Here is a 23,828-nt window from a genome sequence, read left to right as displayed (position 1 = left end):
GCCTTGCTGGCGGACGGTCCCGCCCTGCGCAGCGAGTTTCTTGCCCGTTTCGGGGCGGCGCGCGATGCGCTGCATGATCGGCTGGACGCGGTGGGAATCCGTTACGCCACCCACATGCTCGACCAGCCGATCGACGTGCCGCTGCGCCGCCTGTTCGGCGCGCATGAAGCGGCGGAATATCAATGATGCCTGCCCTGTTGCTGCCCGGCGCGCTGGCCGCGCTGCTGGCGCTCATCGTCCCGCTGGTCATCCATATCGCCCGGCGCAGCGAACAGGTGCCGACCGACTTCGCCGCCTTGCGCTGGTTGCGGCAAAAGCCCCGGCCTCGATCGCGGCTGCGGTTCGACGAATGGCCGCTGCTGCTGCTGCGCCTCCTCCTGCTGGCGCTGGTTGCGCTGTGGCTTGCCCAGCCCGTGCTGTTCGGGGCCGGAGACCGCAAGCCCGTCGCGGCGTTGGTCCCCGGTGTCGATCCCACCCGTGCGCCCACTGGCGATGTCCGATCGGTCTGGCTGGCCCCCGGCTTTCCGTCGATCGACCAGCCGTCGCCATCCGGCCCATTCCCCGTCGCCAGCCTGATCCGTCAGCTTGACGCGGAAATGCCTGCCGATGTTCCCTTGACGATTATCACGCCGCAGGTCATCGAAGGAGCGGATGCCGACCGTCTCCGCCTGTCGCGCAAGCCGGAATGGCGGATCGTGCCGGGCGCCATGTCTGCCCCGCGCACCCAGCCTGCCCCAATAGCGCCGCTGGCGATCCGATATGATGCGCAGCACCGCGGCGGCATCCGCTATCTGCGCGCCGCCGCGCTGGCATGGCAACCCGCTGGTCGCGATGCCGCGGTCGACACAGGCGCGATAGATGCGCCACTGCCGGACCAGCGCCATGTCCTGATCTGGCTGGGCGGCGGGACAGTGCCGGACGGGCTGAGCCGCTGGACCAAGCAGGGCGGCACCGCGCTGGTCGCGTCGGACATGCTGGTTCCGGCCGACACGCCGCGCGCGCCGCTCTGGCGTGACGCACTTGGCGCACCGCTGGTAGAGGCTATACCTTTGGGCCAGGGGCGGCTGCTGCGCTTCACCCGTCCATTGACCCCGGCCATGATGCCGGCCCTGCTGGACGCCGATTTCCCGACCCGTCTGCGTGCCGTGCTGACCCCGGCCCCGCCGCCGCCAGCGCGGGTTGCCGCCGCTGACTATGCGCCGCTGACTGGCGGACGTGCCTATGATCAGCCGCCGCAGGATATGCGCCCGTGGCTGGCGATCCTGATTGCAGCGCTGCTGATCGCCGAACGCTGGCTGGCGACCCGCCGCAGCCGGGGGATCAGTCCATGAGCGCGAACAATCTGCTCGCCCGCTGGACGGCTCCCGCAAAATATCGGGTGATGGCCGACAGTCTCGCCCTCGCCGTGCCGCTGGTCGTGGGACTTGCGGCCATTGGCTGGCGCTTGTCGGGCATCATCGCCGCCGTTGCGGCCACCATGATCGCAGCGGCGATCGCCCTGTTTGCTGCGCGCTATCGTGCCCGGCGCTATGATCAAGCCTGGCTGGTCCATACGCTGGATCGCGAGCGGCCGGACATGGAGGACAGCGCCAACCTGTTGTTCGCCGACCCTGCTCTACTTGGCCCGCTTGAGCGGCTCCAGCAGGCGCGGCTGCTCGGCAGGATCGACCGCGACAGTCCCGACAGCCTGCGTCCCGACTGGTCGCGCCGCCTGATCCTGCTCGCGGGGATCATGGGCTTGATCGCGGTCGGCCTCGCGCTGTTCTGGCCGCGCCCCGGTCATGGGCCGCCGACGCTGGCCCCCAGCACGGAAGCGCTGCCCGCAACGCCCGGCATCCCGCGTCTGACCGCGCAGAATCTGCGGATCATCCCGCCTGCCTATACCGGCCTGCCGCCGCGCGATTCCGCATCGCTGGACGCGCGCGCGCCGGTTGGATCGCGGATCGAATGGACGCTGCGTTTTGATCCACAAGCGACTGTCCCGGCGATCCTGCCGGTCGGCGGCGCACACATCACCCTGCGCCGCGACGGCCCAAACTGGATCGCCAGCCGCCCGCTCGACGCTTCCTTCCTCTATCGCGTCGATCCCGCATCAGGCCGTGGCCCGACGCCGCCTCTCCACCGGGTCGACGCCATTGCCGACAGTCCGCCGCAGGTGCGCGCGATCAGCCCGGCCGCCAGCCTGACGATGGTACAGGCCGGTCAGCGCAACTGGACCCCGGTCTTTGCCGCCACGGACGATTATGGCGTCGCCGCAACCGCACGGCTCCGCGTCACGCTGGCGATCGGCGAGGGTGAGAATGTGACCTTCAGCGAGCGCGAAATAGCGGTTTCGGGCAGCGGACCACCACGCGATAGACGTTTCAGCCCCCGACTGGATTTCGGCGCTCTTGGGTTTAGCGCGGGCGGCGACATGGTGGTGCAACTCATCGTGCGCGACATGCGGCAACCCGCCGCGCAGGAAGTGCGCGGCCCCAGCCTGATCCTGCGCTGGCCATCGTCCAGGCAGCCCGAAAGCAGCGGGCTGGAGGGTATGGTCAATATCACCCTGCCGGCCTATTTCCGCAGTCAGCGACAGATCATCATCGATGCTGAAGCGCTCCTCAAGCAGAAGCGCCGCCTTGCCGCCGATCGCTATCTTGCCCGTTCCGCCAGCATCGGCAGCGACCAACGGATATTGCGCGGCCGTTACAGCCAGTTTCTGGGCGGCGAAGAGGAAGGCGAACCGGAACCGCCCCCCAATCATGGCGAACAGCATAGCGACGATGATGGCCATGACCACGATCAAGGGCACGACCATGATCATGATCACGACCACGATCACGATGACGGGCACGACCAGGGCCATGATCATGGCCATGACCATGGCGGCGCACCGCGGCGACCCGCGCCGGGCTTTGGCGCGCCGGAGGATGTGCTGGCAGACTTTGGCCACGCGCATGATGATTCGCCCGCGTCCAGCCTCGATCCCGAAACCCGCGCCATCCTGAAGAAAGCGGTCGATGAAATGTGGCAATCCGAGGTGCAGTTGAGGCAAGGCCATCCCGATCTGGCGCTGCCCTTTGCCTATCGCGCGCTGCGTTTCATCAAGGAGGTGCAGCAGGCGACCCGCATCTTCCTGTCGCGGGTCGGGCCGGAACTCCCGCCGATCGACCCCAGCCGCCGCATGACCGGCAAGCGGGAGGGGCTGGCCAGTCGCGTTCTGGCGATCAGCCCGGTCGAAGGACGGGACGGTCCCGCTGCGGCGGCCTGGCGCGCGCTGGGCGATGGGCCGGGCGCGATCCGGGGGCCGATCGCGCTGGATGCGCTGGACCGCTGGGCGCGGGGGCAATCCGCCCATTTGCCCGATCCGCTGGCGCTTTCAGGGGCGATCGACGCCGTCCGCCGCGATCCCGCCTGTCTGCCCTGCCGCGTCAAGTTGCGCGCCCTGCTCTGGACCGCCATGGAACGACCGCCCGCCCAGCCTGCCCGGCGCCGTCCCGCCGATGCTGGCGGCGCGCGCTATCTTGGCGCGATAGGAGGCGGCAAGCCATGACCGCCGCATGGATGACCGCCATCCTGTTGGGCGTGGCCATGATTGTGGCTGGCGTGCGTCTGATCCTGTGGCATCGTAGCGCAAGCGCGCCGTCGCCCAGGCGATTGATCGCGCTGCTGCTGCTCCAGCCGGTGTGCGGGATATTGTTGTTTCTGACGCTATTTCCCCCTGCGACGACCATGAGCAGCGGCGCGCTGCGGATCGCGACACGCGGCACGTCTCGTCTGGCGGCTGGTCCTATGGTCCTGCTGCCCGAAGCGCCCGACATTGGCGCTGGCGAACATGTGCCCGACCTTGCGACCGCCTTGCGGCGGCACCCCGGCACCAGCGAGATTATCGTGCTGGGCGACGGCCTGCCGCCCCGCGACATGGAAGCGGCAAGGGGAGTCGCCGTCCGTTTTGAGCCGCGCCCTCTGCGTCAGGGTATCAGCCATGTTGCCCCGCCAACGCTCGTCGCGCCGGGGAGCAGCTTCAGCCTGGGCGGGCAGTTGAGCGCCCTGCCCCGCGCCACCGTCGAATTGCTCGACCCGGCCGGGCAAGTGACGGACAGCGTTCAGGCCGACGCCGATGGGCGCTTTGCGCTGACCGGCACCGCGCGCGCCGCCGGGGCCGTGCTGTTCACCCTGCGCGTGCGCGATGGCCGCCGCACCGTCGAACAGGCCAACGTCCCGCTACTGGTCGCTGACAGCCCAGCCCCGCGCCTGCTGATCCTGTCGGCCGCGCCCAATGCCGAAGTCAAATATCTGCGCCGCTGGGCTGCCGATGCGGGCTTTGCCGTCACAACGCAAATGAGCGCGGGCGGCGGCATTGCGCTTGGCGACGCGCCGATCGCGATGGACGGAGCAACGCTCCGCCGGTTCGACGCCGCGATCGTCGACGACCGCAGCTGGGCAGCGCGGCGCGGCGTGCTGATGGACGCGGCGCGCAACGGGCTGGGTCTGATCCTGCACCCCAGCGGGCCGATCGACGCGTCGACCCGCGGACAATGGCAGGCGTTGGGCTTTGGCCTGACGGGCAAGGGCGGCTTGGTTCCCCTCGCCCTGCCCAAGCCCCTTGCCCCCACCATCGCGCGCACCCGGCAGGGCATCGGCAGCGACGACAGGCCAGCGGACCTGGCCCTGCCCGACGAAACGCTGCCGGAGATCAGCCGTCTTGGCCTGACGCCGGAGGGTCAGAGCGCCGTACCTTTGCTGCGCGATGCGGGTGGCGTGACGCTTGCGGCCTGGCGGGCGGTGGGTAGCGGGCGAGTTGCGCTGTTCACTGGTATCGACAGCTATGCGCTGACGCTGACGGGCCATCGGGGGCTGCATGGCGACTGGTGGAGCGCGATGTTGGCGGCCGTTGCACGCCCCGCCCCCGGCATGACGCCCATCACGACACCGGGATGGGCGGGCGAGCGGATGATCCTGTGCGGCCTGACCGCCCCTGCTGAGGTCGAACGCCCGGATGGACGAATGGCGAATCTGTTGCCAGTAGCGGGATGCGGCGCCTTCTGGCCCGACCAGACTGGTTGGCACCAGCTGCGCCGGGCGGGGGATGGCCAGGCCACGCCCTTCTACGTCCAGGCTGCCAATGCCCTGCCGGTGATGCGGGCCGCGCGGGATCGGGACGCCATGTTGATGCTGCGCCCGCCAGCATCGGGCGACAAGGCCGCTAGGGGCAAGTCAGTCCCCGGATCGCCCTGGCCGTTCGCGATCGGCTGGTTGCTGGCAAGCGCGCTGCTGTGGTGGCTGGAGCGGGCGCGGGTGGGCCGCGCCGCTGCGCCTCAATCGGCGAGGTAGAAATCCCGCAGCGCCCGCGCGTCGTGCAGGGCGTTGTGCGGCACCCGGCTGTTGGCGGCCGCGCTAAAGCCCGCCGCATTGATCAGTTCCAGCCGCAGACCGAAATCGACCCCCGCCATCAGGCCCGGCCCCTTCACCAGCAAAGCGCAGAAATGGGCCAGATCCTCCGGCCAGTCGGCGATGATCAGCGGATCATCATCCCCTTCCAGATAGGCGGCGACATGATCGGCCGCATCGGCCCGGTTGAGTTCCAGATATATGCCCGGCGGCACATGGCGCAGATAGGGGACGACATGCTGCGCCACCCACGGCTCGACATCGTCCGGCAGCGGCAGCGCGACGTAAAATTCCTGGTCTCCATGTTCGGGAACCAGCGCGACGCTGATCAGCCCACCGCCAAAACCGTTAAATTCAGTGTCGAGAAAATAGCGCATGAAAAAAGGAACTGCCCGCCGTTCGATAGGTCTGGCCATCGCAAGACGGCATCTGCGAATGCCTGTAGCATTTGCGCGGGGCTTGCCAAGCTGCCATGCGCGCCAGCGACATATCATCCAGGAAAGACACCAGCATGATCCCGCGCGAATATCTTGGCTCCGCCGCCATTCCGGGCGGGGAGGAATTGAAGCTCTATCGCCGGGGCGGCGATTTCATGATCGTGCTGGATCGCAACGAGTTGATGAGCAGCCGGATGAGCGGGTCGGAAAAGGCGCTGGCGGTCATGACGATCGAGCGGCTCGCGGGCCGCAAGGCGCCTCATCTGCTCATCGGCGGATATGGCATGGGCTTTACCCTGCGCGCAGCGCTGGCGATCCTGCCCGCCGACGCGCGGATCACGCTGGTCGAACTGGTGCCGGAAATCATCGCATGGGCGCGTGGTCCGATGGTCGATCTGGCTGCCGGATGCCTGGATGATCCGCGCGTAGAACTCGTCATGGGCGACGTGGCGAGCGCGATCGCGGACGGCAGGAGCAGCTATGACGCGATCCTGCTGGATGTGGATAATGGGCCTGACGGGCTGACCATGGTGGCGAATGACCGCCTCTATTCCGCTCAGGGACTTACGATTGCGCGCGACGCGTTGCGTCCCGGCGGCATTCTGGCCGTCTGGTCGGCGGGGTCGGACGATGCCTTCACCCGCCGCCTGCGCAATGCCAAATTTGCCGTCGACGAAGTGGCGGTGAAGGCGCGCGACAATGGCAAGGGGCCGCGCCATGTCATCTGGTTCGCGGCGAAGCGCTGACCCTTAGATCCCGTTCGGGATGACGGGCCACCCGCCCTGTTCCAGCGCCGCGCTAAGCGCCGTGAGGCACTGGTTGAGCGCGCTCGCGTCGGTCGAGCGCACGACGAAGTTCGCGCCCGTGCGCCCTTCGCGGAAAAAGGGATAGCTGCCAATCTGGCATCCCTCATGCGCCTGCTCCGCCGCGCCCAGCAGGTCGGCAATCTCGCTCTCTGCAACCCAGCAGCCGATCGTGGCGGACAGCAGCGGCAGCCCGCCCTCCAGCGTGCCGGTCAGGCTGTCCAGCATACCGGCGGTGATGTGCGGCACGCCCGCCATGATGAAGATATTGCCATGACGGATACCCGGCGCGCCTGACATGCGGTTTTCGATCAGGCTGGCCCCGGCGGGAACCCGCGCCATGCGCAGCCGCGCTTCGGTCAGGCCACCGCGCGTTTCATAATAGCCCGCCAACATCGCCCGCGCCTGAGGATGCACTTCCACCGGCACGCCCAGCGCCGCCGCGATCGCATCGACGGTTATATCGTCATGGGTCGGGCCGATGCCGCCGGTGGTGAACAGATAATCGTTGCGCGCGCGCAGGATGTTGACTGATTCGACGATCGCGTCGCTATCGTCCGCCACCACCCGCACTTCGCGCAGGCGGATGCCCTGAACATTGAGCCAGATCGCGATCTGGCTGATATTCTTGTCCTGCGTGCGGCCAGACAGGATTTCGTCGCCGATCACGATCAGCGCTGCGGTCCAGATGCGGGTAGGATCGGCCATGGCGCGTCCATAGCCTGCGCATGGCGCCCTGCCTAGTGGATTGATTTTGACATCGTAAAGCCCACTGGAACTCAAATATTTCTGATGGTCCGCTGCGTATCGGGCATGCGCGTGTGACATCCCCTCACGCTCAATCGAATATCGGGATCGGACCACTGGCCGCCCCTCTCGCATTATGGCGCGGGTGCCCCTATAGTCATGTCATGACCGAATATATGACGATGACGGCCGATGCGCCGATTTCCCGTTCGGCCGCGATCAAATTATATGACGCGGCGGGTTTTGAAGGCATGCGCCGCGCCGGACGGCTGGCGGCCGAGATACTCGATGCGCTGGTGCCCCATGTCGTACCGGGCGTGACGACCGGCGAACTGGACGACATCGTGCGCCGGATGACGCTGGACGGTGGCGGCGTGCCAGCGACGCTTGGCTATCGCGGCTATACCCATAGTTGCTGCACATCGATCAACAATGTCATCTGCCACGGCATCCCCGGCGATTATCGGCTGAAGGACGGCGATATCGTCAATATCGACGTTACCCCGCTGGTCGATGGGTGGCATGGCGACACAAGCCGCATGTTCATCGCGGGTGACGCGCCGATCAAGGCGCGGCGGCTGGTCGAGGTGACCTATGAATGTCTGATGCTGGGCATCGAACAGGCAAAGCCCGGCAACCATCTGGGCGACATCGGCCATGTGATCCAGCGGCACGCCGAAAAGCACCGCTATGGCGTGGTCCGTGATTTTTGTGGCCATGGCCTGGGCCGGGTGTTTCATGACAGCCCGGAGGTCGTGCATATCGGCCGCCCCGGTACGGGCCCGGAACTCAAGCCCGGCATGTTCTTCACGATCGAGCCGATGATCAATATCGGCAAGCCCGGCGTCAGGATGATGGAAGATGGCTGGACGGCGGTGACGCGCGACCGCACCCTGTCCGCCCAGTTCGAACATAGTATCGGCATTACCGAAACCGGATGCGAGATTTTCACCAAGAGCCCCGCCGGACTGGACGCGCCGCCCTATAGCTGAGCGCGCGCCAACGACTGCTTAAAAAACGGGCAGCCTGGCAAGAAAATGCCCTGAATCCGGGCAATATGGACAAAGATTGCTGCATCGCCGAAAGCATGTTCTAGCGATTCGCCATTTGGCACGGTAATTGGATATCAAGAGGGACGGCGCCTGGCCTTTTGGGGGGCATGACGAACGTCACTTGAGGAGAGAGGAATGCGGGTCGCACCCGCATTCTGTCGTGCGTTATGGGTTGGGAATACTAGTGATGAAAAAAGTCGAAGCCATCATCAAGCCGTTCAAGCTGGACGAGGTGAAGGAAGCACTCCACGAAGTGGGCGTGTCGGGCATTACCGTGACCGAAGCCAAGGGCTTTGGCCGCCAGAAAGGCCATACCGAACTTTATCGCGGCGCTGAATATGTCGTCGATTTCCTGCCCAAGGTGAAGCTGGAAGTCGTCGTCGACGATGCGCTGGCCGACCGGGTGGTGGAGGCGATTTGCGCCGCAGCGCAGACCGGACGCATCGGCGACGGCAAGATTTTCATTTCCAACGTCGAGGGCGCCGTGCGGATCCGCACCGGCGAGCGGGACAGCGACGCGATCTGATTTCACGCAAATTCTGGTCATCCCGGCATCGGGGCGACGGAACAACGGGCATCCATCTACCCCTTCGGGGGGGTAATAAACGAGAAGGGCAAGCGCACATGGCCAATACGCCAAAAGACATTCTCAAGATGATCGAGGAAAAGGAGATCGAGTGGGTCGATGTCCGTTTTACCGATCCCAAGGGCACCTGGCACCACCTGACGATGTGCGCGAACGTCATTGGCGAAGATGAGCTGACTGACGGCCTGATGTTCGACGGCTCCTCGATCGAGGGCTGGAAGGAAATCAACGAATCGGACATGATCCTGAAGCCCGATCTGGACGCGGTTTTCTTCGATCCGTTCAGCGCGACGCCGATGATGATCCTGGTGTGCGACATCGTCGAACCCGAAGATGGTTCGCTCTATTCGCGCGATCCGCGTTCGACCGCCAAGCGCGCCGAAATGTTCCTTCAGTCGACGGGCCTTGGTGACACCGTCTATATCGGCCCGGAACCTGAATTCTTCATGTTCGACAGCGTCGAATTCGACAACACCTACAATTCCAGCTTCTACAAGCTGGACGATGTCGAACTGCCCACCAACAGCGGCACGAAATATGACGGCGGCAATATGGGTCACCGTCCCCGCGCCAAGGGCGGCTATTTCCCGGTCGGCCCGGTCGACGTGACCACCGACATTCGCGCCGAAATGGTGACCACGCTGATGGAAATGGGCCTGCCCATGGACAAGCATCACCATGAAGTCGCCGGCAGCCAGCACGAACTGGGCCTCACCTTCGGCAAGCTGGTCGAAACCTGCGACCGCATCCAGATCTACAAATATGTCGTGAAGATGGTTGCCCAGGCCTATGGCAAGACCGCAACCTTCATGCCCAAGCCGATCAAGGCCGACAATGGTTCGGGTATGCACACGCATATTTCGATCTGGAACAAGGGGCAGAACACCTTTGCCGGCGACGGCTATGCCGGCCTGTCCGACACCTGCCTGTTCTTCATCGGCGGCGTGATCAAGCATGCCAAGGCGCTCAACGCCTTCACTAACCCGACCACCAACAGCTACAAGCGCCTGGTGCCCGGCTTTGAAGCTCCCGTGCTGCTCGCCTATTCGGCGCGCAACCGTTCCGCTTCGTGCCGTATCCCCTATGGTGCGGGCACGAAGGCGAAGCGCGTCGAATTCCGCTTCCCCGATCCGCTTGCCAACTCCTACCTCGCCACCGCCGCGTTGCTGATGGCCGGTATCGACGGGATCGAAAACAAGATTCACCCCGGCGAAGCCATGGACAAGAATCTGTACGACCTGCCGCCGGTGGAACTGGCCAAGGTGCCGACCGTGTGCGGTTCGCTGCGCGAAGCGCTCGAAAGCCTGGAAAAGGATCAGGACTTCCTGCTGAAGGGCGGCGTGTTCACCAAGGACCAGATCGACGCCTATATGGAACTGAAATGGCCTGAAGTGTATCGCTGGGAAATGGCGCCTTCGCCGGTCGAATTCGACATGTATTATAGCGGCTGATCTTTTTCAGCGCTGCGAAAAAGGACAAGGCCCGGTTGCTTCCAAAGCGGCCGGGCCTTTCCCGTTCCGGTCATGATCCGGCAAAATTCATTTACCGGCGCGAAATGTTAAGGGCTGGCGGCCTATTGCCTGTCGGAGACAAGGCAAAGGCACAGGGCAGTCATGCGGAACGAGCGGATCGGGATGGCGCAGGGAGTGCGCGGCGACATGCTGTTCGCCGCGCCATGGTCTGCGCTCGAACAATGTTTGCTGGTTGCGATCTGCCTCGCAACCTTGTTCTTCACGCTGGCAACCCCGCCGTTTCAGGCGCCGGACGAAAATCAGCATTATATGAAGGCGCTGCTTCTGTCCGAAGGCGGCGTGTTGACAACGCAGCATGGCGAGGCGATCGGCGCGGCGCTGCTCCGCGCGGCCATAGACCTGCACGCCGTCGATTTTCCCACCGACGTGCCAGCGACTGTGCGCAGGTTCGATGCGACAAAGCTGGGACATAGCTGGAATGCGGATGCGTCGCGGCCCGGCACCGTCTTTGCCGAATTCCCCAATGTCGCAAGCTATGCGCCGACACTCTATGCACCGGGCGCTGCGGGCCTGCTGATCGGCGACGCGCTCGGCCTGCCGCAACTGGGCCGTTTCTATGCCGGGCGGATCGTCAACGCGCTGGTCGCCCTGGCGCTGCTGATCGCCGCGCTACGGCTGCTGCCCTTTGGCCGGATGGCGATGCTGGGCACGGCGCTGCTGCCCACCTTTGCCTATCAGATCGGATCGATGTCGCCCGATGCCGTGATCAACGGCATGGGCTTCCTGGGACTCGCGCTGGCGCTGCGTGTCGGCTTCATGGACCGTGGATCGGCCGGACTGGTTCTGGCGGCGCCGTTGCTGGCTCTCGCCAAGGGCGTCTATCTGCCGTTGATGGCGGCGGGTTTGCGCTGGCCCCAATATCGGCGCGACATGCGGATGTGGCTGGTCCTGGGCGCGATGGCGCTGGGCGCGGCCGCCTTCATCGGCTGGATGAAATATTCTGGCGGCAGTCAGGCGCTCTATCATATCATGTCGCGCAAGACGGGTGAGAGCGTGCTGACCGCGCCACTGGCCGACCAGTTGGCGGTGATCCTGAACGATCCCGTCGGTTATGTTCGCATCCTGACGTCCAGCGTGATCGAGCGCGCGCCGGTCTATGCGCTCCAGATCGTCGGGCGCTTCGGCTGGAACGCCATCCTGCTGCCGCTGATCGCCTACCCGCTGGCGGCGGTCATGCTGGCGGCCGCGATACTCAGCGGCGCGGAGGCCCGCTTTGGCGGAGCGCAGCGCCTTTGGTGGCTGGCGGTCGCCGGCGGCGTCGCGGTGCTGATCGAGACCGCCATGTACCTGACCGGCACGCCGCCGGGCGCGGACTTCATTCAGGGAACGCAGGGGCGCTATTTCCTGCCAATCCTGCCGCTGGTGCTGCTGGCGCTCTCCCCCGACCGGGCCGTGCGCGGCGCGCGCACTCTGTTTGCCGCCTCGGCCTGCCTGCTGCTGCTCATTGCGGCGGCCAGCGCCTATGACAGTTTCTGGGTCCATGGCTTCGTCACCAGCGACGGGATGCCGCCGCATGACAGCGTGACGCGGGCGTTGTTGCTACCCTCGCCGCGCTGGTAGCCAGACGCGGCACAGCGCGAGCCAGCCCAGCCCCTCGATCCATCCGGCGGTGACGTCGCTTGGCCAATGCACGCCGAGCCAGACCCGGCTGGCTCCGATCAACGCGATCATCATGCCCGCCGCCCAATAGCCGCCGCGCCGCCGCGCCAGCATGGCCAGCGCGCCGAACATCATCATGTTGCCCGCCGCATGGCCGCTGGGAAAACTATAGCTATGGACGATGTCGAGATGGGGCAGCAGGTCCGGGCGCGGTGCGGCGAAAATCTGTTTGAGGATCAGGTTGAGCGCCGTCCCGCCCGCCATCATCAGGGCAAGCCACAGCGCGTCACCGCGGCGACGCAACCAGAGCAGCGCAGGCAGGACCAGCGCCAATATCGCAAGCCTGCCGATCGTATCGCCGATCGCAGTCGCCAGCCGCATGAGCGGCGTCAGATGGCGACCAATATCGCCGTCCCGCGCCGTCCCCGCCCAGCCCATCAGCCCGACATTCAGCCAGTCGAGCCATCCCGCCCGCTGCATCAACGCAACGCCCAGGACGCAAAAAAGCGCGAGAGCCAAAGCCCCCGCGCCTTTCTGCGCTGTCCAGCGATCAGATATGGAGCGCACGGCCATAGGCCGCCAATACGCTTTCATGCATCGATTCCGAAATGGTCGGATGCGGGAATACCGTGTGCATCAGTTCCGCCTCGGTCGTTTCCAGCGTCTTGCCGATCGTATAGCCCTGGATCATCTCCGTGACTTCCGCGCCGATCATGTGCGCGCCCAGCAACTCGCCGGTCTTGGCGTCGAACACGGTCTTGGTGAAGCCTTCCGCTTCGCCAAGCGCGATTGCCTTGCCATTGCCGATGAACGGGAACATGCCGACCTTGACCTCGTAACCCGCTTCCTTGGCCTTTGCTTCGGTCAGGCCGACGCTGGCGATCTGCGGGTGGCAATAGGTGCAGCCGGGGATGTTACGCACATCCATCGCATGGGGATGGACATCCTTGTTGCCCAGCGCCTGCGCGATGGCTTCAGCTACGATCACGCCCTCATGGCTCGCCTTGTGCGCAAGCCATGGCGGGGCGGTCACATCGCCGATCGCCCAGAAGCCCTCGACATTGGTGCGGCCATAGGCATCGGTCTTGATATGATAACGCTGGTCGGGTTCGACGCCGACATCTTCCAGACCCAGATTTTCGACATTGGGGACGATGCCGATGGCGACGATGACATGGCTATATTCAGCCTCTATCGCCTTGCCAGCCTTGTCCTTGATGGTCGCGGTCACGCCCTTGTCGCTGGTCGCGATCTTCTCGATCTTCGCGCCGGTCATCACGGTCATGCCCTGCTTCTTGACTGCCTTTTCAAGGAAGGCGGAAACGTCGGCATCCTCGACAGGGACGATCCGGTCCATCATCTCCACGACGGTCACGTCAGCGCCCATGTCGTTATAGAAGCTGGCAAATTCGATGCCGATCGCGCCGGAACCGATGACCAGCAGCTTGGTCGGCATTACCGGTGGCGTCATGGCGTGGCGATAGGTCCACACGCGCTTGCCGTCGGCCTTGAGCTGCGGCAGGTCGCGGGCGCGGGCGCCCGTCGCGATGATGATATGCTTGGCGGTCAGTTCTTCGGACTTGCCGTCCTTGGTGACGGTCAGCTTGCCCTTTCCGGTCAGCTTGCCATCGCCCATATGCACGGCGATCTTGTTCTTCTTCATCAGGTGCGTCACGCCCTGATTAAGCTGCTTGGCGACACCGCGTGAGCGCTTCACCACCGCTTCGATGTCGGCGCTGATCTTTTCCGCCGCCAGGCCATAATCCTTGGCGTGCTGCATATAATGGAAAATCTCGGCCGACCGCAGCAGCGCCTTGGTGGGAATGCAGCCCCAGTTGAGGCAGATGCCGCCCAGATTTTCACGCTCGACAATGGCGGTTTTCAGGCCAAGCTGCGCGGCGCGGATCGCGGCGACATAGCCGCCGGGGCCGGAGCCAAGGACGATGAGATCGTAGGTATCAGCCATGGGTCACACTCGCTTCTGGTATATTAGGCTTCCGCAATCGGCGGAACGGAACGGGGCTGGCGATCCTCGCCAATCGCCACGAAGGTGAAGGTCGCGCGGGTAACGCGATAACTGCGATCGTCGTGGCGCGTACGCCGCCATGCTTCGACGTCGATCTTCATCGACGTGCGCCCGACCGACTTGAGGGACGCGAACACCGAAACTTCATCGCCCACGACGACCGGGCGCAGGAAGGTCATGCCTTCCACCGCGATGGTGACGGCGCGGCCATGACTGTGGCGCGCCGCGACCGATCCCGCGGCCGAATCCATCAGGCTCATCAACCAGCCGCCGAATATGTCCCCATAGGGATTGGTGTCGGCGGGCATGGCGATGACGCGCACCGCCGGACTGGCTTCCGGCGGCTGTTCGTCCATACGCCCCATCAGGCCAGCATGCCGATCGGATTCTCGATCAGTTCCTTGAACGCCTTCATCAGGCGCGCACCGTCGGCGCCGTCAATGGCACGATGGTCGAAACTGCCGGTGGCCGACATGACCGTCGCAATCTGAAGGCTGTCGTCGACAACATAGGGCCGCTTATCGCCTGCGCCGATCGCCATGATCATGGCCTGGGGCGGGTTGATGACGGCTTCAAACTGCTTGATGCCGAACATGCCCATGTTGGAAAGCGATGCAGTACCGCCCTGATATTCGTTGGGCGACAATTTGCCTACCTTGGCGCGATCGGCCAGATCCTTCATCTCGGTCGAGATCGCGGCAACGCCCTTGCCATCCGCGCCGGTCACGATCGGGGTGATGAGACCGCCGGGGATCGACACGGCGACGCTGATGTCGGCACGCTTGAATTGCAGCATCTGGTCGCCCGCAAACTGCACGTTGCATTCGGGAACTTCCATCAACGCGACGCCCAGCGCCTTGATCAGCAGGTCGTTGACGGACAGCTTGACCTTGCGGCTGGCCAGGCCCGCATTGAGCTCGCTGCGCAGCTTGAGCAGCTTGTCGAGCTGAATGTCGACCGTCAGATAAATGTGCGGCACCTGCTGCTTGGATTCGGTCAGGCGGCGCGCGATCGTCTTGCGCATGCCGCTGAGTTTGACCACTTCGTGCGGGATGCCGAAATCCTGCGCGCCGCTGGCAGCGGCGGGCGCCGGGGCTGCCGCCTCTGCCTTGGCGGCGGGAGCCGACGCGGGCGCGGCGGCCGGTGCGGCGACGCCTTCCTTTGCGCCGTCCAGATCGCTCTTGACGATACGGCCATTGGGGCCAGTCCCCGACACCGCAGCCAGATCAATCCCCTTGCTCTGCGCCAGGCGGCGCGCCAGCGGGCTGGCCTTGACGCGCTTGTCGCTGGAGGCTGGCGCAGCGGGCACGGCGTCAGCCTTCGGCGCGGCAGCGGCGGGTGCCGCCGCCTCTGCCTTGGCGGGGACAGGATCGGCCTTGGGCGCGGGCTTGCCGCCGCCGGCAGCCGCCGCCTCCACATCCTCGCCCTCTTCAGCGATAATGGCGATGACGGTGCCAACCTTGACGCCTTCGGAACCTTCGGAAACGAGGATCTTGGCGATGACGCCTTCATCCACCGCTTCAAATTCCATCGTCGCCTTGTCGGTTTCGATTTCCGCCAGCAGATCGCCGGACGATACCGTATCCCCTTCCTTTACCAGCCATTTGGCCAGAGTCCCTTCCTCCATGGTCGGGGACAAAGCGGGCATCTGGATCGTCTTGCTCATGCGTTCGGGGCCTCTTCTTATCTCTACGGCGCGCGCCAATGGCTGCCCGTTTTCACCCATTCGCCGGATCGGTCAAGCGAGCGCTTGCGGAAGGGGCAAATATGGCCCACATTTCACCGCACTGGTTCGTTGGACCGAAAATGACCCCCTGCCGGGGCCATCAAAGCGACATGGGGGGCGATGGAAGTGCGGACATATCTGGTTGTCGTGGACGAATCGCCCGAAGCGGAAACGGCCCTGCGTTTTGCCGCGCGACGTGCTGCGCAAACGGGTGGCGCGGTCCGTATCCTTGCCCTCATTCCCCCGGCCGAGTTCGTTCAGTGGGGCGGCGTGCAGGCGACGATGGAGGATGAGGCGCTGCAACGCGCCGAAGCGCTGGTGACGAGCGCGGCAGGCACGCTGACCGACGAGTCCGGCATCCGCCCCAGCATTACCGTGCGGCAGGGGGATGCGGTGGCCGTCGTACGCAAAACGCTGGACGAGATGGAGGATGTCGCCGCCCTGGTGCTGGGCGCGGCAGCAAGCGGCCCACCCGGCACGCTGGTATCGCATTTTGCCGGGGCTGACGCGGGACGCATGCCCTGCCCCATCATGATCATTCCGGGCGGGCTCGACGCCGAAGCGATCGACCGGCTGAGCTGATCCTGCCGATCAATCCTCCCCGGCAAGGCGGTGACGAGCGTGCTCCACCGCTTCATGGCCCCGCGTGCCCGTAAGGATGACGGCTACCGCTTATGCTTGCCCCGCTTCGAGCCGATATGCCGGATATTGACCGGCCGCCCGCGATGAGTGCGGCTGCCCGGACGGGTACGATCGCGCTTGACCGGGCCGCCCCGTGAAGGCGGCGTATCGGGCAGTTCGAAGCGGAGCGAACCGTTGATCGGGTCGGCCTCCGCCAGTCGCAGTTCCAGCCGCTGGCCTACCGTATAACGATCGCCGCTTTCCACGCCTTCCAGCGCCTTGCCTGCCTCGTCATAGAAAAAGCGTTCGCTGCCCATGGTCGATACAGGCACCAGCCCGTCGCCGCCCAATTCCTCGACCGTCGCGAAAAATCCGAAATTCTGGACGCCGGTGATCCGCGCCTTCACCGTTTCACCAACATGGGCCGCCAGGAAAGCCGCGACGTAGCGATCGACCGTGTCGCGCTCCGCCTCCATCGCGCGGCGCTCGAACTGGCTGATCATCTCGCCGACGCGCCCCATATTCTCGTAATCCTCGACACTCAGCGCGGTTTTGGCGGGCATGCTGCCGCCCTTGGGCGCGGGCAGTTCCAGGCCATAAGCGCCCACCAGGGCGCGATGGACCAGCAAGTCGGCGTAGCGGCGAATGGGCGAGGTAAAATGCCCGTAGGAACCGAGCGCCAGGCCGAAATGGCCCATATTGACCGGGCTGTAATAGGCCTGGGTCTGGCTGCGCAGGATCTGCTCCATGATAAGTGGCTTCTCCTCCGCCTCCCCGACCCGCTTGATCAATTGGTTGAAAGTGGCGGGGCGGATCACCTGTCCAAGTGCGAATTCGATGTCGAAGGTCGCCAGATAATCCTTGAGCGCGACCAGCTTGTCGCGACTGGGCGGCTCGTGAACGCGGTACATGACCGGCGCTTTCTTCTGCTCCAGCGCCTTGGCCGCGGCGACGTTGGCCGCGATCATATAATCTTCGATCAGCATATGGGCGTCGAGCCGTTCGCGGACAGCGACGCTGACGATCTTGCCCCATTCGTCCAGTACGACGCGCCGTTCGGGCAGGTCGAGCGCCAACGGTTCGCGCTTCTCGCGCGCCTTGTGCAGCAGCGCCCAGCAGGCCCAAAGCGGCCTGAGCGCGATGTCGAGCATTGGATGATCAGCCTTGCCGTCGATCGCGGCCTGCGCATCCTCATAGGCGAGCACGGCGGCGACGCGGATGATCGCGCGGGAGAAGCGCCATGACGTCACCTTGCCAGCGGCGTTGATGACCAGATGGCAGGCCATGGCCGCACGATCCTGACCCGCGCGCAGCGAACACATGTCCGACGAAAGCTGGTGCGGCAGCATCGGCACGACCAGATCGGGGAAATATACGCTGTTGCCGCGCTTGCGCGCTTCCTTGTCGAGCGCGCTGCCAGGCCGGACATAATAGCTGACATCGGCGATGGCGACGATCGCGCGGAAGCCGCCGGGATTGGCTTCATCCTCGTCTGGGGTGGCCCAGACCGCATCGTCATGGTCCCTCGCGTCGGACGGATCGATGGCGACGATCGGCAAATGCCGCAGATCCTCCCGCTTCTCCGCGTGAAGCGGAAGGGCGGAGGCCGTGACGGCTTCTTCCTCTACCGCGTCGGGAAAGACATGGGGGATGCCATGTTTGTGAATGGCGATCATGCTGAAGCTGCGCGGGGCGAACGGGTCGCCCAGAATATCGGTGACCCGCGCGCTGATCCGGGGCGGACGGCCGGTTGGTTCGGCCAGCACCAGATCGCCGCGCTTGGCAGTGCCGACATCGCTGATCTGCATATCCTTGCGGATGCGCTTGTCGACCGGGCGTAGCCACAGCTTGCCGTCGGCCATTTCCTCGACCACGCCCAGCAGCATCTCTGTCGCCTTGGGCAGCTTCTTAATCGGATGGGCGATCCAGCCCTTCCCGGCTTCCTCGGTGCGGGCAAGGATGCGGTCGCCAATGGTCAGCGCACCGCGCTTGCCCCGCTCCGCCACGCGCAGGCGGGGGGCGGGCTGGCCTTCGGCTTCCCACCGTTCGGGCGTCGCGATCAGGGTGGTGTCGTCGACATCGATGATGCGCAGCACAGTAACCTTGGGCACGCCGCCCAGCTTGTGGAACGCGCGCGCCGGGCCGACGTCGATCAAGCCTTCATCGGCCATATCCTTCAGCAAGGCTTTAAGGGCGATTTTTTCCTGGCCCTTAAGGCCAAAAGCCTTGGCGATCTCGCGCTTGCCCGCTGGCTGGTCGGACGTGGTGATGAAATCTATCACTTCATTGCGGGTGGGAAAACCGGCGGGACGCACCTTGTCGCGAGCCGGGCGCTTGGGGGACGAAACCTTCTTATCATTTGATGTCATGGGATAGCTATAGGGTGGCCGCTGGCCCTGCGCCAGTGGCATGGCGGACCTACCGCAATGGTTCGTTCAAGGCGCCATGCACATCCTCATCACCCTTGCTGCTGCCGCCGCCGCGCCTCACCCCGCCCCCATCGACCGATCGAGCGCCGAACATTATGTCTGGGGCGAGGTGAATGACGGATGGCATCTGGTCAAGCGCGAGGACATGTCGGTGATTACCGAACGGATTGCGCCCGGATCGAGCGAGACGCGCCATTATCATGTCCGCGCGCGCCAATTCTTCTATGTCCTGTCGGGCGAACTGACGATGGAGGTAGACGGCGTCACCCATCTGCTGCGTACGGGCCAAGGCATCGAAATTCCGCCCGGCGTACCGCATCAGGCGCAGAACCGCAGCGCAGCGCCGGTGGACATCCTCGTCAATTCGACCCCGAAAAGCCATGGCGACCGGGTGGAAGCGCCGCTTCCCTAATGTGGTCAGCTTCAGATTTGGATCACTAGGCCGCCAGCTTGCGCGCCCGCTCGCGCCAGGCTTCGGCAAGGACGGGGGTATTGGCAAGGGTAAGAACCGCTGACGGGTCTTTCTTGTGACCACCGCCGATCAGCAGTTCAAAGACGCGGGCGATACTCCAATCCGGCAGTGGGCGCTCAATCAGGGTCATCACGCCGCCAGCCTGCGCCTCCCCCTGCGCGATAACGCGAAAATAGAGGCCGCAACGGGCCGTTTTCACAATGGTCGCCATGATGTCGCGCGCGGCGAATCGGTGATCGAGCTTCCAGCAGGGCTGGCGACCATGACTGACCTCGACGATGGCGCTGCCCAGCGTGAAGCGGTCGCCCAGGCAAATCTGATGCTCTGTCATCCCGCGCGATGCGATATTTTCGCCAAAGGCGCCAGGTGCGTCGAGCAATGGCTGGCCGGGCTTGCGGTCACGCCACCAGGCATAATGATCCTGTGGATAGAGATGGATGGCCTTGTCCCAGCCGCCATGGTGGATCGGGTCGGCAACCTGATTACCGACGAAGCCGTCCCATGTAATCTGCACCGGGCCTGCGACCGGCGTTTTGGCAATCGCGCTATAGTCGCCGTCGCGAAAGGGAACGGGCGTGCCGACGAGCAGCGCGTCGATGGTCATGAAGGGCGTGTCCATGCCCTTTCATGCCATGACCGTACCGCTCATGCGAGATGCCGGCTGCAACATATTGGCGTCAGGCGGTCTGGATTTCCGAACTGAGCTTGAGCACCTGCGCGCCATTGTCGGCATGGATCAGATAGGCGGGGTTCGCAGGCGACCCGTTGCGACGGACGGGCACGCCTTCGATATGGCGCTCCACCGGACGGTCGAACCGCTCCGTTATATGTCCCCGGCCAACGCCCTGCCCCCAATTCCATCTGACTCGCGCACCTTTACGGAATGTCTGCGACATAGGAGCATCCTCTTACCCATGGGCGCAACCGCGTCAGCCGGTGTCCCAAACCTAACGAAGGGCATAATTCCCAAGGGGTTACCCGGTTCCCTTGGGTTTTCACTTTTCTTCGGCTAAGGGGGCGCGATGGATGCTAGCGGCCTTCGCATTGCCCTGTTCAGCGGCAATTATAATTATGTGCGCGATGGGGCCAATCAGGCGCTCAATCGCTTCGTGGGCTATCTGCTGCGGCAGGGTGCGGCCGTGCGGGTCTATTCGCCCACCACCGATACGCCCGCCTTTGCCCCCGCTGGCGATCTGATCAGCACCCCGTCCGTACCGGTGCCGGGACGCAAGGAATATCGGATTCCCTATGCGATGTCCTCCAGGGTGCGCCGCGATCTCAAGGCGTTCGCCCCCAATCTGGTCCATTTGTCCAGTCCCGACCCGCTGGGCCACCGCGCGCTCAGCTGGGCGCGGCAGCATGGTTTGCCGACGGTCGCATCGGTGCATACAAGGTTCGAAACCTACCCGCGCTATTATGGCCTGGCCTTTCTGGAGCCGGTCATCGAAGGAATATTGCGCCGCTTCTATCGCCGCTGCGACGCGATCGTCGCGCCATCCGAATCGATGGCGCAACTGCTGCGCGAACAGCGGATGAGCTATGATGTCGGCATATGGACGCGCGGCATCGACCGGGAGATTTTCAATCCGGGTCGGCGCGATCTGGGCTGGCGGCGTTCGATCGGCATATATGACGACGTGCCCGCCATTGGCTTCATCGGCCGCCTGGTGATGGAAAAGGGGCTGGACGTGTTTTCCGACACGATCGATCAGCTTGCGGCGCGGCAGGTGGCGCACAAGGTGCTGGTGGTTGGCGAAGGCCCGGCGCGCGAATGGTTCCAGAACCGCCTGCCCGGCGCGATCTTCACCGGCTTTCAGCAAGGCGCTGACCTGGGCCGCGCGGTGGCCAGCATGGATATGCTGTTCAATCCGTCGGTGACCGAAACCTTCGGCAATGTCACGCTGGAGGCGATGGCGTGCGGCGTGCCGACCGTGGCGGCGCGGGCCACCGGCAGCGAAAGCCTGCTGAGCGACCGGGTGACCGGACGGTTGATCCGTCCCGGCGCGATCGGCGCCTTTGCCGACGCCCTGCAGGATTATTGCCTGAATGGCGACGCGCGCGGGCAGGCAGGCGCGGCGGCGCAGACAAGGGCGGAGCGTAACGGGTGGGATCAGGTCAATCAGGCGCTGGTCGACACTTATTTGCGCATCATCCGCCAGCGCGAGCAGGGCATGATGCCGCGATCCAGCCCGGTTCCCTGAACGGGCTTTCGTCCCTATATCAACCGGCATGGCCGATCTTTTCGCTTCCGATGACATGCTGACTGGCGCAGAGCCTGTCAGCGATGCCGCGCCGCTTGCCGACCGCTTGCGACCGCGCACCCTGGCGGAGGTGGTGGGACAGGAGCATCTGACCGGGCCTGATGGCGCGATCGGTCGGATGGTGGCGGCTGGGCGTTTATCCTCCATCATCCTTTGGGGACCGCCGGGCACTGGCAAGACCACGACGGCGCGGCTGCTCGCCGATGCGGTGGGTATGCGGTTCGAACCCATTTCCGCGGTGTTTTCGGGCGTGGCCGACCTCAAGAAGGTTTTTGCCGCCGCCAAAGAACATGGCCGTCGCGGCGACAAGACCCTCTTGTTCGTGGACGAAATCCACCGCTTCAACCGGGCGCAGCAGGACGGATTTCTGCCCTTCGTCGAAAATGGCACGGTGACTTTGGTGGGCGCGACCACCGAAAATCCAAGCTTCGAACTGAACGCAGCCCTTCTGTCGCGGGCGCAGGTGTTGATCCTGCGGCGGCTGGATGCCGCGGCGCTGGAACAATTGCTGGACCGGGCAGAAGCGGTGACGGGGCGTCCCCTGCCGCTGGACGCCGATGCGCGCGAGGCTTTGGTCGCCAGCGCCGATGGCGACGGGCGCTTTTTGCTCAATCAGGTCGAAACGCTTTATGCGATCGACATAGCAGAGCCGCTCGATCCGGCAGGACTGTCCGCCCTGCTCCACCGCCGGGTCGCCGTATATGACAAGGATCGGGAGGGGCATTACAACCTCATCTCCGCCCTGCATAAGTCGCTGCGCGGATCGGACCCGCAGGCCGCGCTCTACTATATGGCGCGGATGCTCGTGGCTGGCGAGCAGCCGCTCTACGTCCTGCGCCGACTGGTGCGCTTTGCCGCGGAGGATATTGGCCTTGCCGACCCGCAGGCGCTGGTCCAATGCCTGGCAGCCAAGGAAGCCTATGATTTTCTGGGCAGTCCCGAAGGCGAAGTGGCCATCGTCCAGGCCTGCCTCTATTGCGCGACCGCGCCCAAATCCAACGCCGCCTATATGGCGATGAAGGCGTCGTTCAAATCAGCGCGCGATACCGGATCGCTGATGCCGCCGCAGAATATATTGAACGCGCCAACCAAGCTGATGAAGGATGTCGGCTATGGCAAGGGCTATCAATATGATCATGACGCGGCGGACGGATTTTCCGGAGCGAATTACTGGCCTGACGACATGACCCCGCAACGCTTCTATGCGCCAACGGACCGGGGCTATGAGGCACGGATTGCCGAGCGGATCGCCTATTGGGAGCGGTTGCGGGCGGAGCGCGGCGCGGGGTGACACCTGACTTTACGCGCTTTGCCGCGATCGACTGGTCCGGGGCCAAGGGCGCGCGGCACAAGGGGATTGCGGTCGCGCTGTGCGAAATGGGGCGGGAAGCGCCCCGACTGATGCCCGCGCCCGACGGCATCTGGTCGCGAACCGATGTGGTGGACTGGCTGATCGCAACAGCTGGTGAGGCCCCTACCCTGTTCGGGTTCGATTTCAGCTTTGCGCCGCCCTTCGTTGCGCGCGGCGGCTATCTGCCGGGCGACACTGTGCCCGACAATGGGCCGGACTTCTGGGCCTATGTCGATTGGCTCTGCCCGGACGAGGATCTGGGCGCGGCGAGCCTGCTGGAGGTCGCGCACCGGCGACATTTCTATTTCGGCAAGGCCGACGGGGTAAAGGCCGACTATATGCATAATCGCGTGTGCGAGGCGCTGTATCTGGCTGGCGGCGGCGGCAAACCCTCGACCGTCTATGACGCGATCGGCGCGGCTCAGGTGGCCAAGGCAAGCTTTGCCGGCATGCGATTGCTGCACCGGGTGCGGCGCACGGTGCCCATATGGCCGTTCGATCCCTTGCCCGTGCGCGGATCGCTGGTCGTGGAAATCTATACCAGCCTTGCCGCGTCGGCCGCCGGGCGAGCCAAGGGTCGAGCCAAGATGCGCGATCTGCCAGCGCTGAACGACGCGCTGGAGACGATCGGGTCGAAACGGCATGAGGGCGCGATGCCGGACGACCATGGTGCAGACGCCATATTGACCGCGGCGTGGATGCGGGCGGTGGCGGGACAGGCTGGGCTATGGACGCCAGCCGCGCTCGATCCAAAAATTGCTGCAACGGAGGGCTGGACGTTCGGCGTCATCTGATAGTAAGGGCGTGTCGCCT

Annotated in this window: 22 protein-coding genes and 1 pseudogene; 14 read left to right on the top strand and 9 right to left on the bottom strand. The window is 64.7% G+C overall.

Annotation, left to right across the window (positions count from 1 at the left end):
- The 4 genes and pseudogenes from SX1_RS17660 to SX1_RS17645 form a co-directional block, all read left to right on the top strand.
- A pseudogene (locus SX1_RS17660) lies at positions 1 to 186 on the top strand (DUF58 domain-containing protein); the annotation flags it as partial.
- The gene (locus tag SX1_RS17655; protein ID WP_019054070.1) at positions 183 to 1,331 is read left to right on the top strand and encodes a BatA domain-containing protein; all 1,149 of its coding nucleotides are present in this window, start codon (positions 183 to 185) and stop codon (positions 1,329 to 1,331) included. The pseudogene SX1_RS17660 and the gene SX1_RS17655, both read left to right, overlap by 4 nt.
- Complete coding sequence (locus SX1_RS17650) at positions 1,328 to 3,535, top strand: DUF4175 family protein (RefSeq protein ID WP_019054069.1); 2,208 nt, start codon at positions 1,328 to 1,330, stop codon at positions 3,533 to 3,535. The genes SX1_RS17655 and SX1_RS17650 overlap by 4 nt, the downstream gene beginning before the upstream one ends.
- Positions 3,532 to 5,316: a carboxypeptidase-like regulatory domain-containing protein gene (locus SX1_RS17645; RefSeq protein WP_019054068.1), complete on the top strand. Its 1,785-nt coding sequence runs from the start codon at positions 3,532 to 3,534 to the stop codon at positions 5,314 to 5,316. Before SX1_RS17650 ends, SX1_RS17645 begins: the two co-directional genes overlap by 4 nt.
- Here SX1_RS17645 and SX1_RS17640 read toward each other — a convergent pair.
- On the bottom strand, positions 5,301 to 5,750 hold the full coding sequence (locus SX1_RS17640) for a hypothetical protein (RefSeq protein ID WP_017182216.1): 450 nt from the start codon (positions 5,748 to 5,750) through the stop codon (positions 5,301 to 5,303). The two genes, SX1_RS17645 and SX1_RS17640, sit on opposite strands and share 16 nt — an antisense overlap.
- A gap of 134 nt (positions 5,751 to 5,884) precedes the next feature.
- On the opposite strand from SX1_RS17640, the gene SX1_RS17635 reads away from it, so the two are divergent.
- The gene (locus tag SX1_RS17635; RefSeq protein WP_026149886.1) at positions 5,885 to 6,556 is read left to right on the top strand and encodes a spermidine synthase; all 672 of its coding nucleotides are present in this window, start codon (positions 5,885 to 5,887) and stop codon (positions 6,554 to 6,556) included.
- A gap of 3 nt (positions 6,557 to 6,559) precedes the next feature.
- On the opposite strand, the gene SX1_RS17630 is transcribed toward SX1_RS17635, so the two are convergent.
- On the bottom strand, positions 6,560 to 7,321 hold the full coding sequence (locus tag SX1_RS17630) for a competence/damage-inducible protein A (protein WP_019054066.1): 762 nt from the start codon (positions 7,319 to 7,321) through the stop codon (positions 6,560 to 6,562).
- Positions 7,322 to 7,524: 203 nt separating this feature from the next.
- Here SX1_RS17630 and map point away from each other — a divergent pair, with 203 nt between their 5' ends.
- The 4 genes from map (at position 7,525) to SX1_RS17610 (ending at position 12,090) form a co-directional block, all read left to right on the top strand.
- Positions 7,525 to 8,352 carry a type I methionyl aminopeptidase gene (gene map, locus SX1_RS17625; protein ID WP_019054065.1) on the top strand — a complete coding sequence of 276 codons (828 nt, stop codon included), beginning with the start codon at positions 7,525 to 7,527 and terminating at the stop codon, positions 8,350 to 8,352.
- Positions 8,353 to 8,599: 247 nt separating this feature from the next.
- The gene (locus SX1_RS17620) at positions 8,600 to 8,938 is read left to right on the top strand and encodes a P-II family nitrogen regulator (RefSeq protein WP_017182220.1); all 339 of its coding nucleotides are present in this window, start codon (positions 8,600 to 8,602) and stop codon (positions 8,936 to 8,938) included.
- A 98-nt stretch (positions 8,939 to 9,036) separates the two neighbouring features.
- The gene (gene glnA, locus SX1_RS17615) at positions 9,037 to 10,449 is read left to right on the top strand and encodes a type I glutamate--ammonia ligase (RefSeq protein WP_019054064.1); all 1,413 of its coding nucleotides are present in this window, start codon (positions 9,037 to 9,039) and stop codon (positions 10,447 to 10,449) included.
- Positions 10,450 to 10,611: 162 nt separating this feature from the next.
- Complete coding sequence (locus SX1_RS17610; RefSeq protein ID WP_019054063.1) at positions 10,612 to 12,090, top strand: DUF2142 domain-containing protein; 1,479 nt, start codon at positions 10,612 to 10,614, stop codon at positions 12,088 to 12,090.
- Here SX1_RS17610 and SX1_RS17605 read toward each other — a convergent pair.
- Genes SX1_RS17605 through SX1_RS17590 form a run of 4 tightly spaced genes read right to left on the bottom strand, consistent with a single transcriptional unit; the run spans position 12,070 to position 15,821 of the window.
- Positions 12,070 to 12,702 carry a phosphatase PAP2 family protein gene (locus tag SX1_RS17605; RefSeq protein WP_019054062.1) on the bottom strand — a complete coding sequence of 211 codons (633 nt, stop codon included), beginning with the start codon at positions 12,700 to 12,702 and terminating at the stop codon, positions 12,070 to 12,072. The two genes, SX1_RS17610 and SX1_RS17605, sit on opposite strands and share 21 nt — an antisense overlap.
- Positions 12,680 to 14,095 carry a dihydrolipoyl dehydrogenase gene (lpdA, locus tag SX1_RS17600; protein WP_019054061.1) on the bottom strand — a complete coding sequence of 472 codons (1,416 nt, stop codon included), beginning with the start codon at positions 14,093 to 14,095 and terminating at the stop codon, positions 12,680 to 12,682. Before lpdA ends, SX1_RS17605 begins: the two co-directional genes overlap by 23 nt.
- A gap of 23 nt (positions 14,096 to 14,118) precedes the next feature.
- Complete coding sequence (locus SX1_RS17595; RefSeq protein WP_026149884.1) at positions 14,119 to 14,520, bottom strand: acyl-CoA thioesterase; 402 nt, start codon at positions 14,518 to 14,520, stop codon at positions 14,119 to 14,121.
- Positions 14,520 to 15,821, bottom strand: coding sequence for a pyruvate dehydrogenase complex dihydrolipoamide acetyltransferase (locus tag SX1_RS17590; RefSeq protein WP_019054059.1), 1,302 nt, complete (start codon positions 15,819 to 15,821; stop codon positions 14,520 to 14,522). The genes SX1_RS17595 and SX1_RS17590 overlap by 1 nt, the downstream gene beginning before the upstream one ends.
- 186 nt (positions 15,822 to 16,007) lie before the next feature.
- Between SX1_RS17590 and SX1_RS17585 the strand changes: the two genes are divergently transcribed.
- Positions 16,008 to 16,463 carry a universal stress protein gene (locus SX1_RS17585; protein WP_026002234.1) on the top strand — a complete coding sequence of 152 codons (456 nt, stop codon included), beginning with the start codon at positions 16,008 to 16,010 and terminating at the stop codon, positions 16,461 to 16,463.
- 83 nt (positions 16,464 to 16,546) lie between these two features.
- On the opposite strand, the gene rnr is transcribed toward SX1_RS17585, so the two are convergent.
- Positions 16,547 to 18,871 carry a ribonuclease R gene (rnr, locus tag SX1_RS17580; RefSeq protein WP_026149883.1) on the bottom strand — a complete coding sequence of 775 codons (2,325 nt, stop codon included), beginning with the start codon at positions 18,869 to 18,871 and terminating at the stop codon, positions 16,547 to 16,549.
- A gap of 76 nt (positions 18,872 to 18,947) precedes the next feature.
- Between rnr and SX1_RS22905 the strand changes: the two genes are divergently transcribed.
- Positions 18,948 to 19,343 (top strand): cupin domain-containing protein, encoded by a 396-nt coding sequence (locus SX1_RS22905; RefSeq protein WP_019054057.1) that lies wholly within the window; start codon positions 18,948 to 18,950, stop codon positions 19,341 to 19,343.
- A gap of 25 nt (positions 19,344 to 19,368) precedes the next feature.
- On the opposite strand, the gene SX1_RS17570 is transcribed toward SX1_RS22905, so the two are convergent.
- Both SX1_RS17570 and SX1_RS17565 read right to left on the bottom strand, forming a co-directional pair.
- Positions 19,369 to 20,022 (bottom strand): MOSC domain-containing protein, encoded by a 654-nt coding sequence (locus tag SX1_RS17570; protein ID WP_019054056.1) that lies wholly within the window; start codon positions 20,020 to 20,022, stop codon positions 19,369 to 19,371.
- 58 nt (positions 20,023 to 20,080) lie between these two features.
- Positions 20,081 to 20,299, bottom strand: a complete 219-nt coding sequence (locus SX1_RS17565) for a hypervirulence associated TUDOR domain-containing protein (protein WP_026002237.1) — start codon at positions 20,297 to 20,299, stop codon at positions 20,081 to 20,083.
- A 126-nt stretch (positions 20,300 to 20,425) separates the two neighbouring features.
- On the opposite strand from SX1_RS17565, the gene SX1_RS17560 reads away from it, so the two are divergent.
- Genes SX1_RS17560 through SX1_RS17550 form a run of 3 tightly spaced genes read left to right on the top strand, consistent with a single transcriptional unit; the run spans position 20,426 to position 23,809 of the window.
- A complete protein-coding gene (locus SX1_RS17560; RefSeq protein ID WP_019054054.1) occupies positions 20,426 to 21,604 on the top strand; it encodes a glycosyltransferase family 4 protein in 1,179 nt (392 codons plus the stop codon).
- Positions 21,605 to 21,632: 28 nt separating this feature from the next.
- Positions 21,633 to 22,955: a replication-associated recombination protein A gene (locus SX1_RS17555; protein ID WP_017182233.1), complete on the top strand. Its 1,323-nt coding sequence runs from the start codon at positions 21,633 to 21,635 to the stop codon at positions 22,953 to 22,955.
- Positions 22,952 to 23,809: a hypothetical protein gene (locus SX1_RS17550; RefSeq protein ID WP_026149881.1), complete on the top strand. Its 858-nt coding sequence runs from the start codon at positions 22,952 to 22,954 to the stop codon at positions 23,807 to 23,809. The genes SX1_RS17555 and SX1_RS17550 overlap by 4 nt, the downstream gene beginning before the upstream one ends.
- The last annotated feature ends 19 nt before the right edge of the window (positions 23,810 to 23,828 follow it).

Source organism: Sphingobium xenophagum NBRC 107872, assembly GCF_000367345.1.
Lineage (GTDB): Bacteria > Pseudomonadota > Alphaproteobacteria > Sphingomonadales > Sphingomonadaceae > Sphingobium > Sphingobium xenophagum.
The sequence above is the reverse complement of the archived record's forward strand: the minus strand, read 5'-3'. Positions and strand labels throughout refer to the sequence as shown.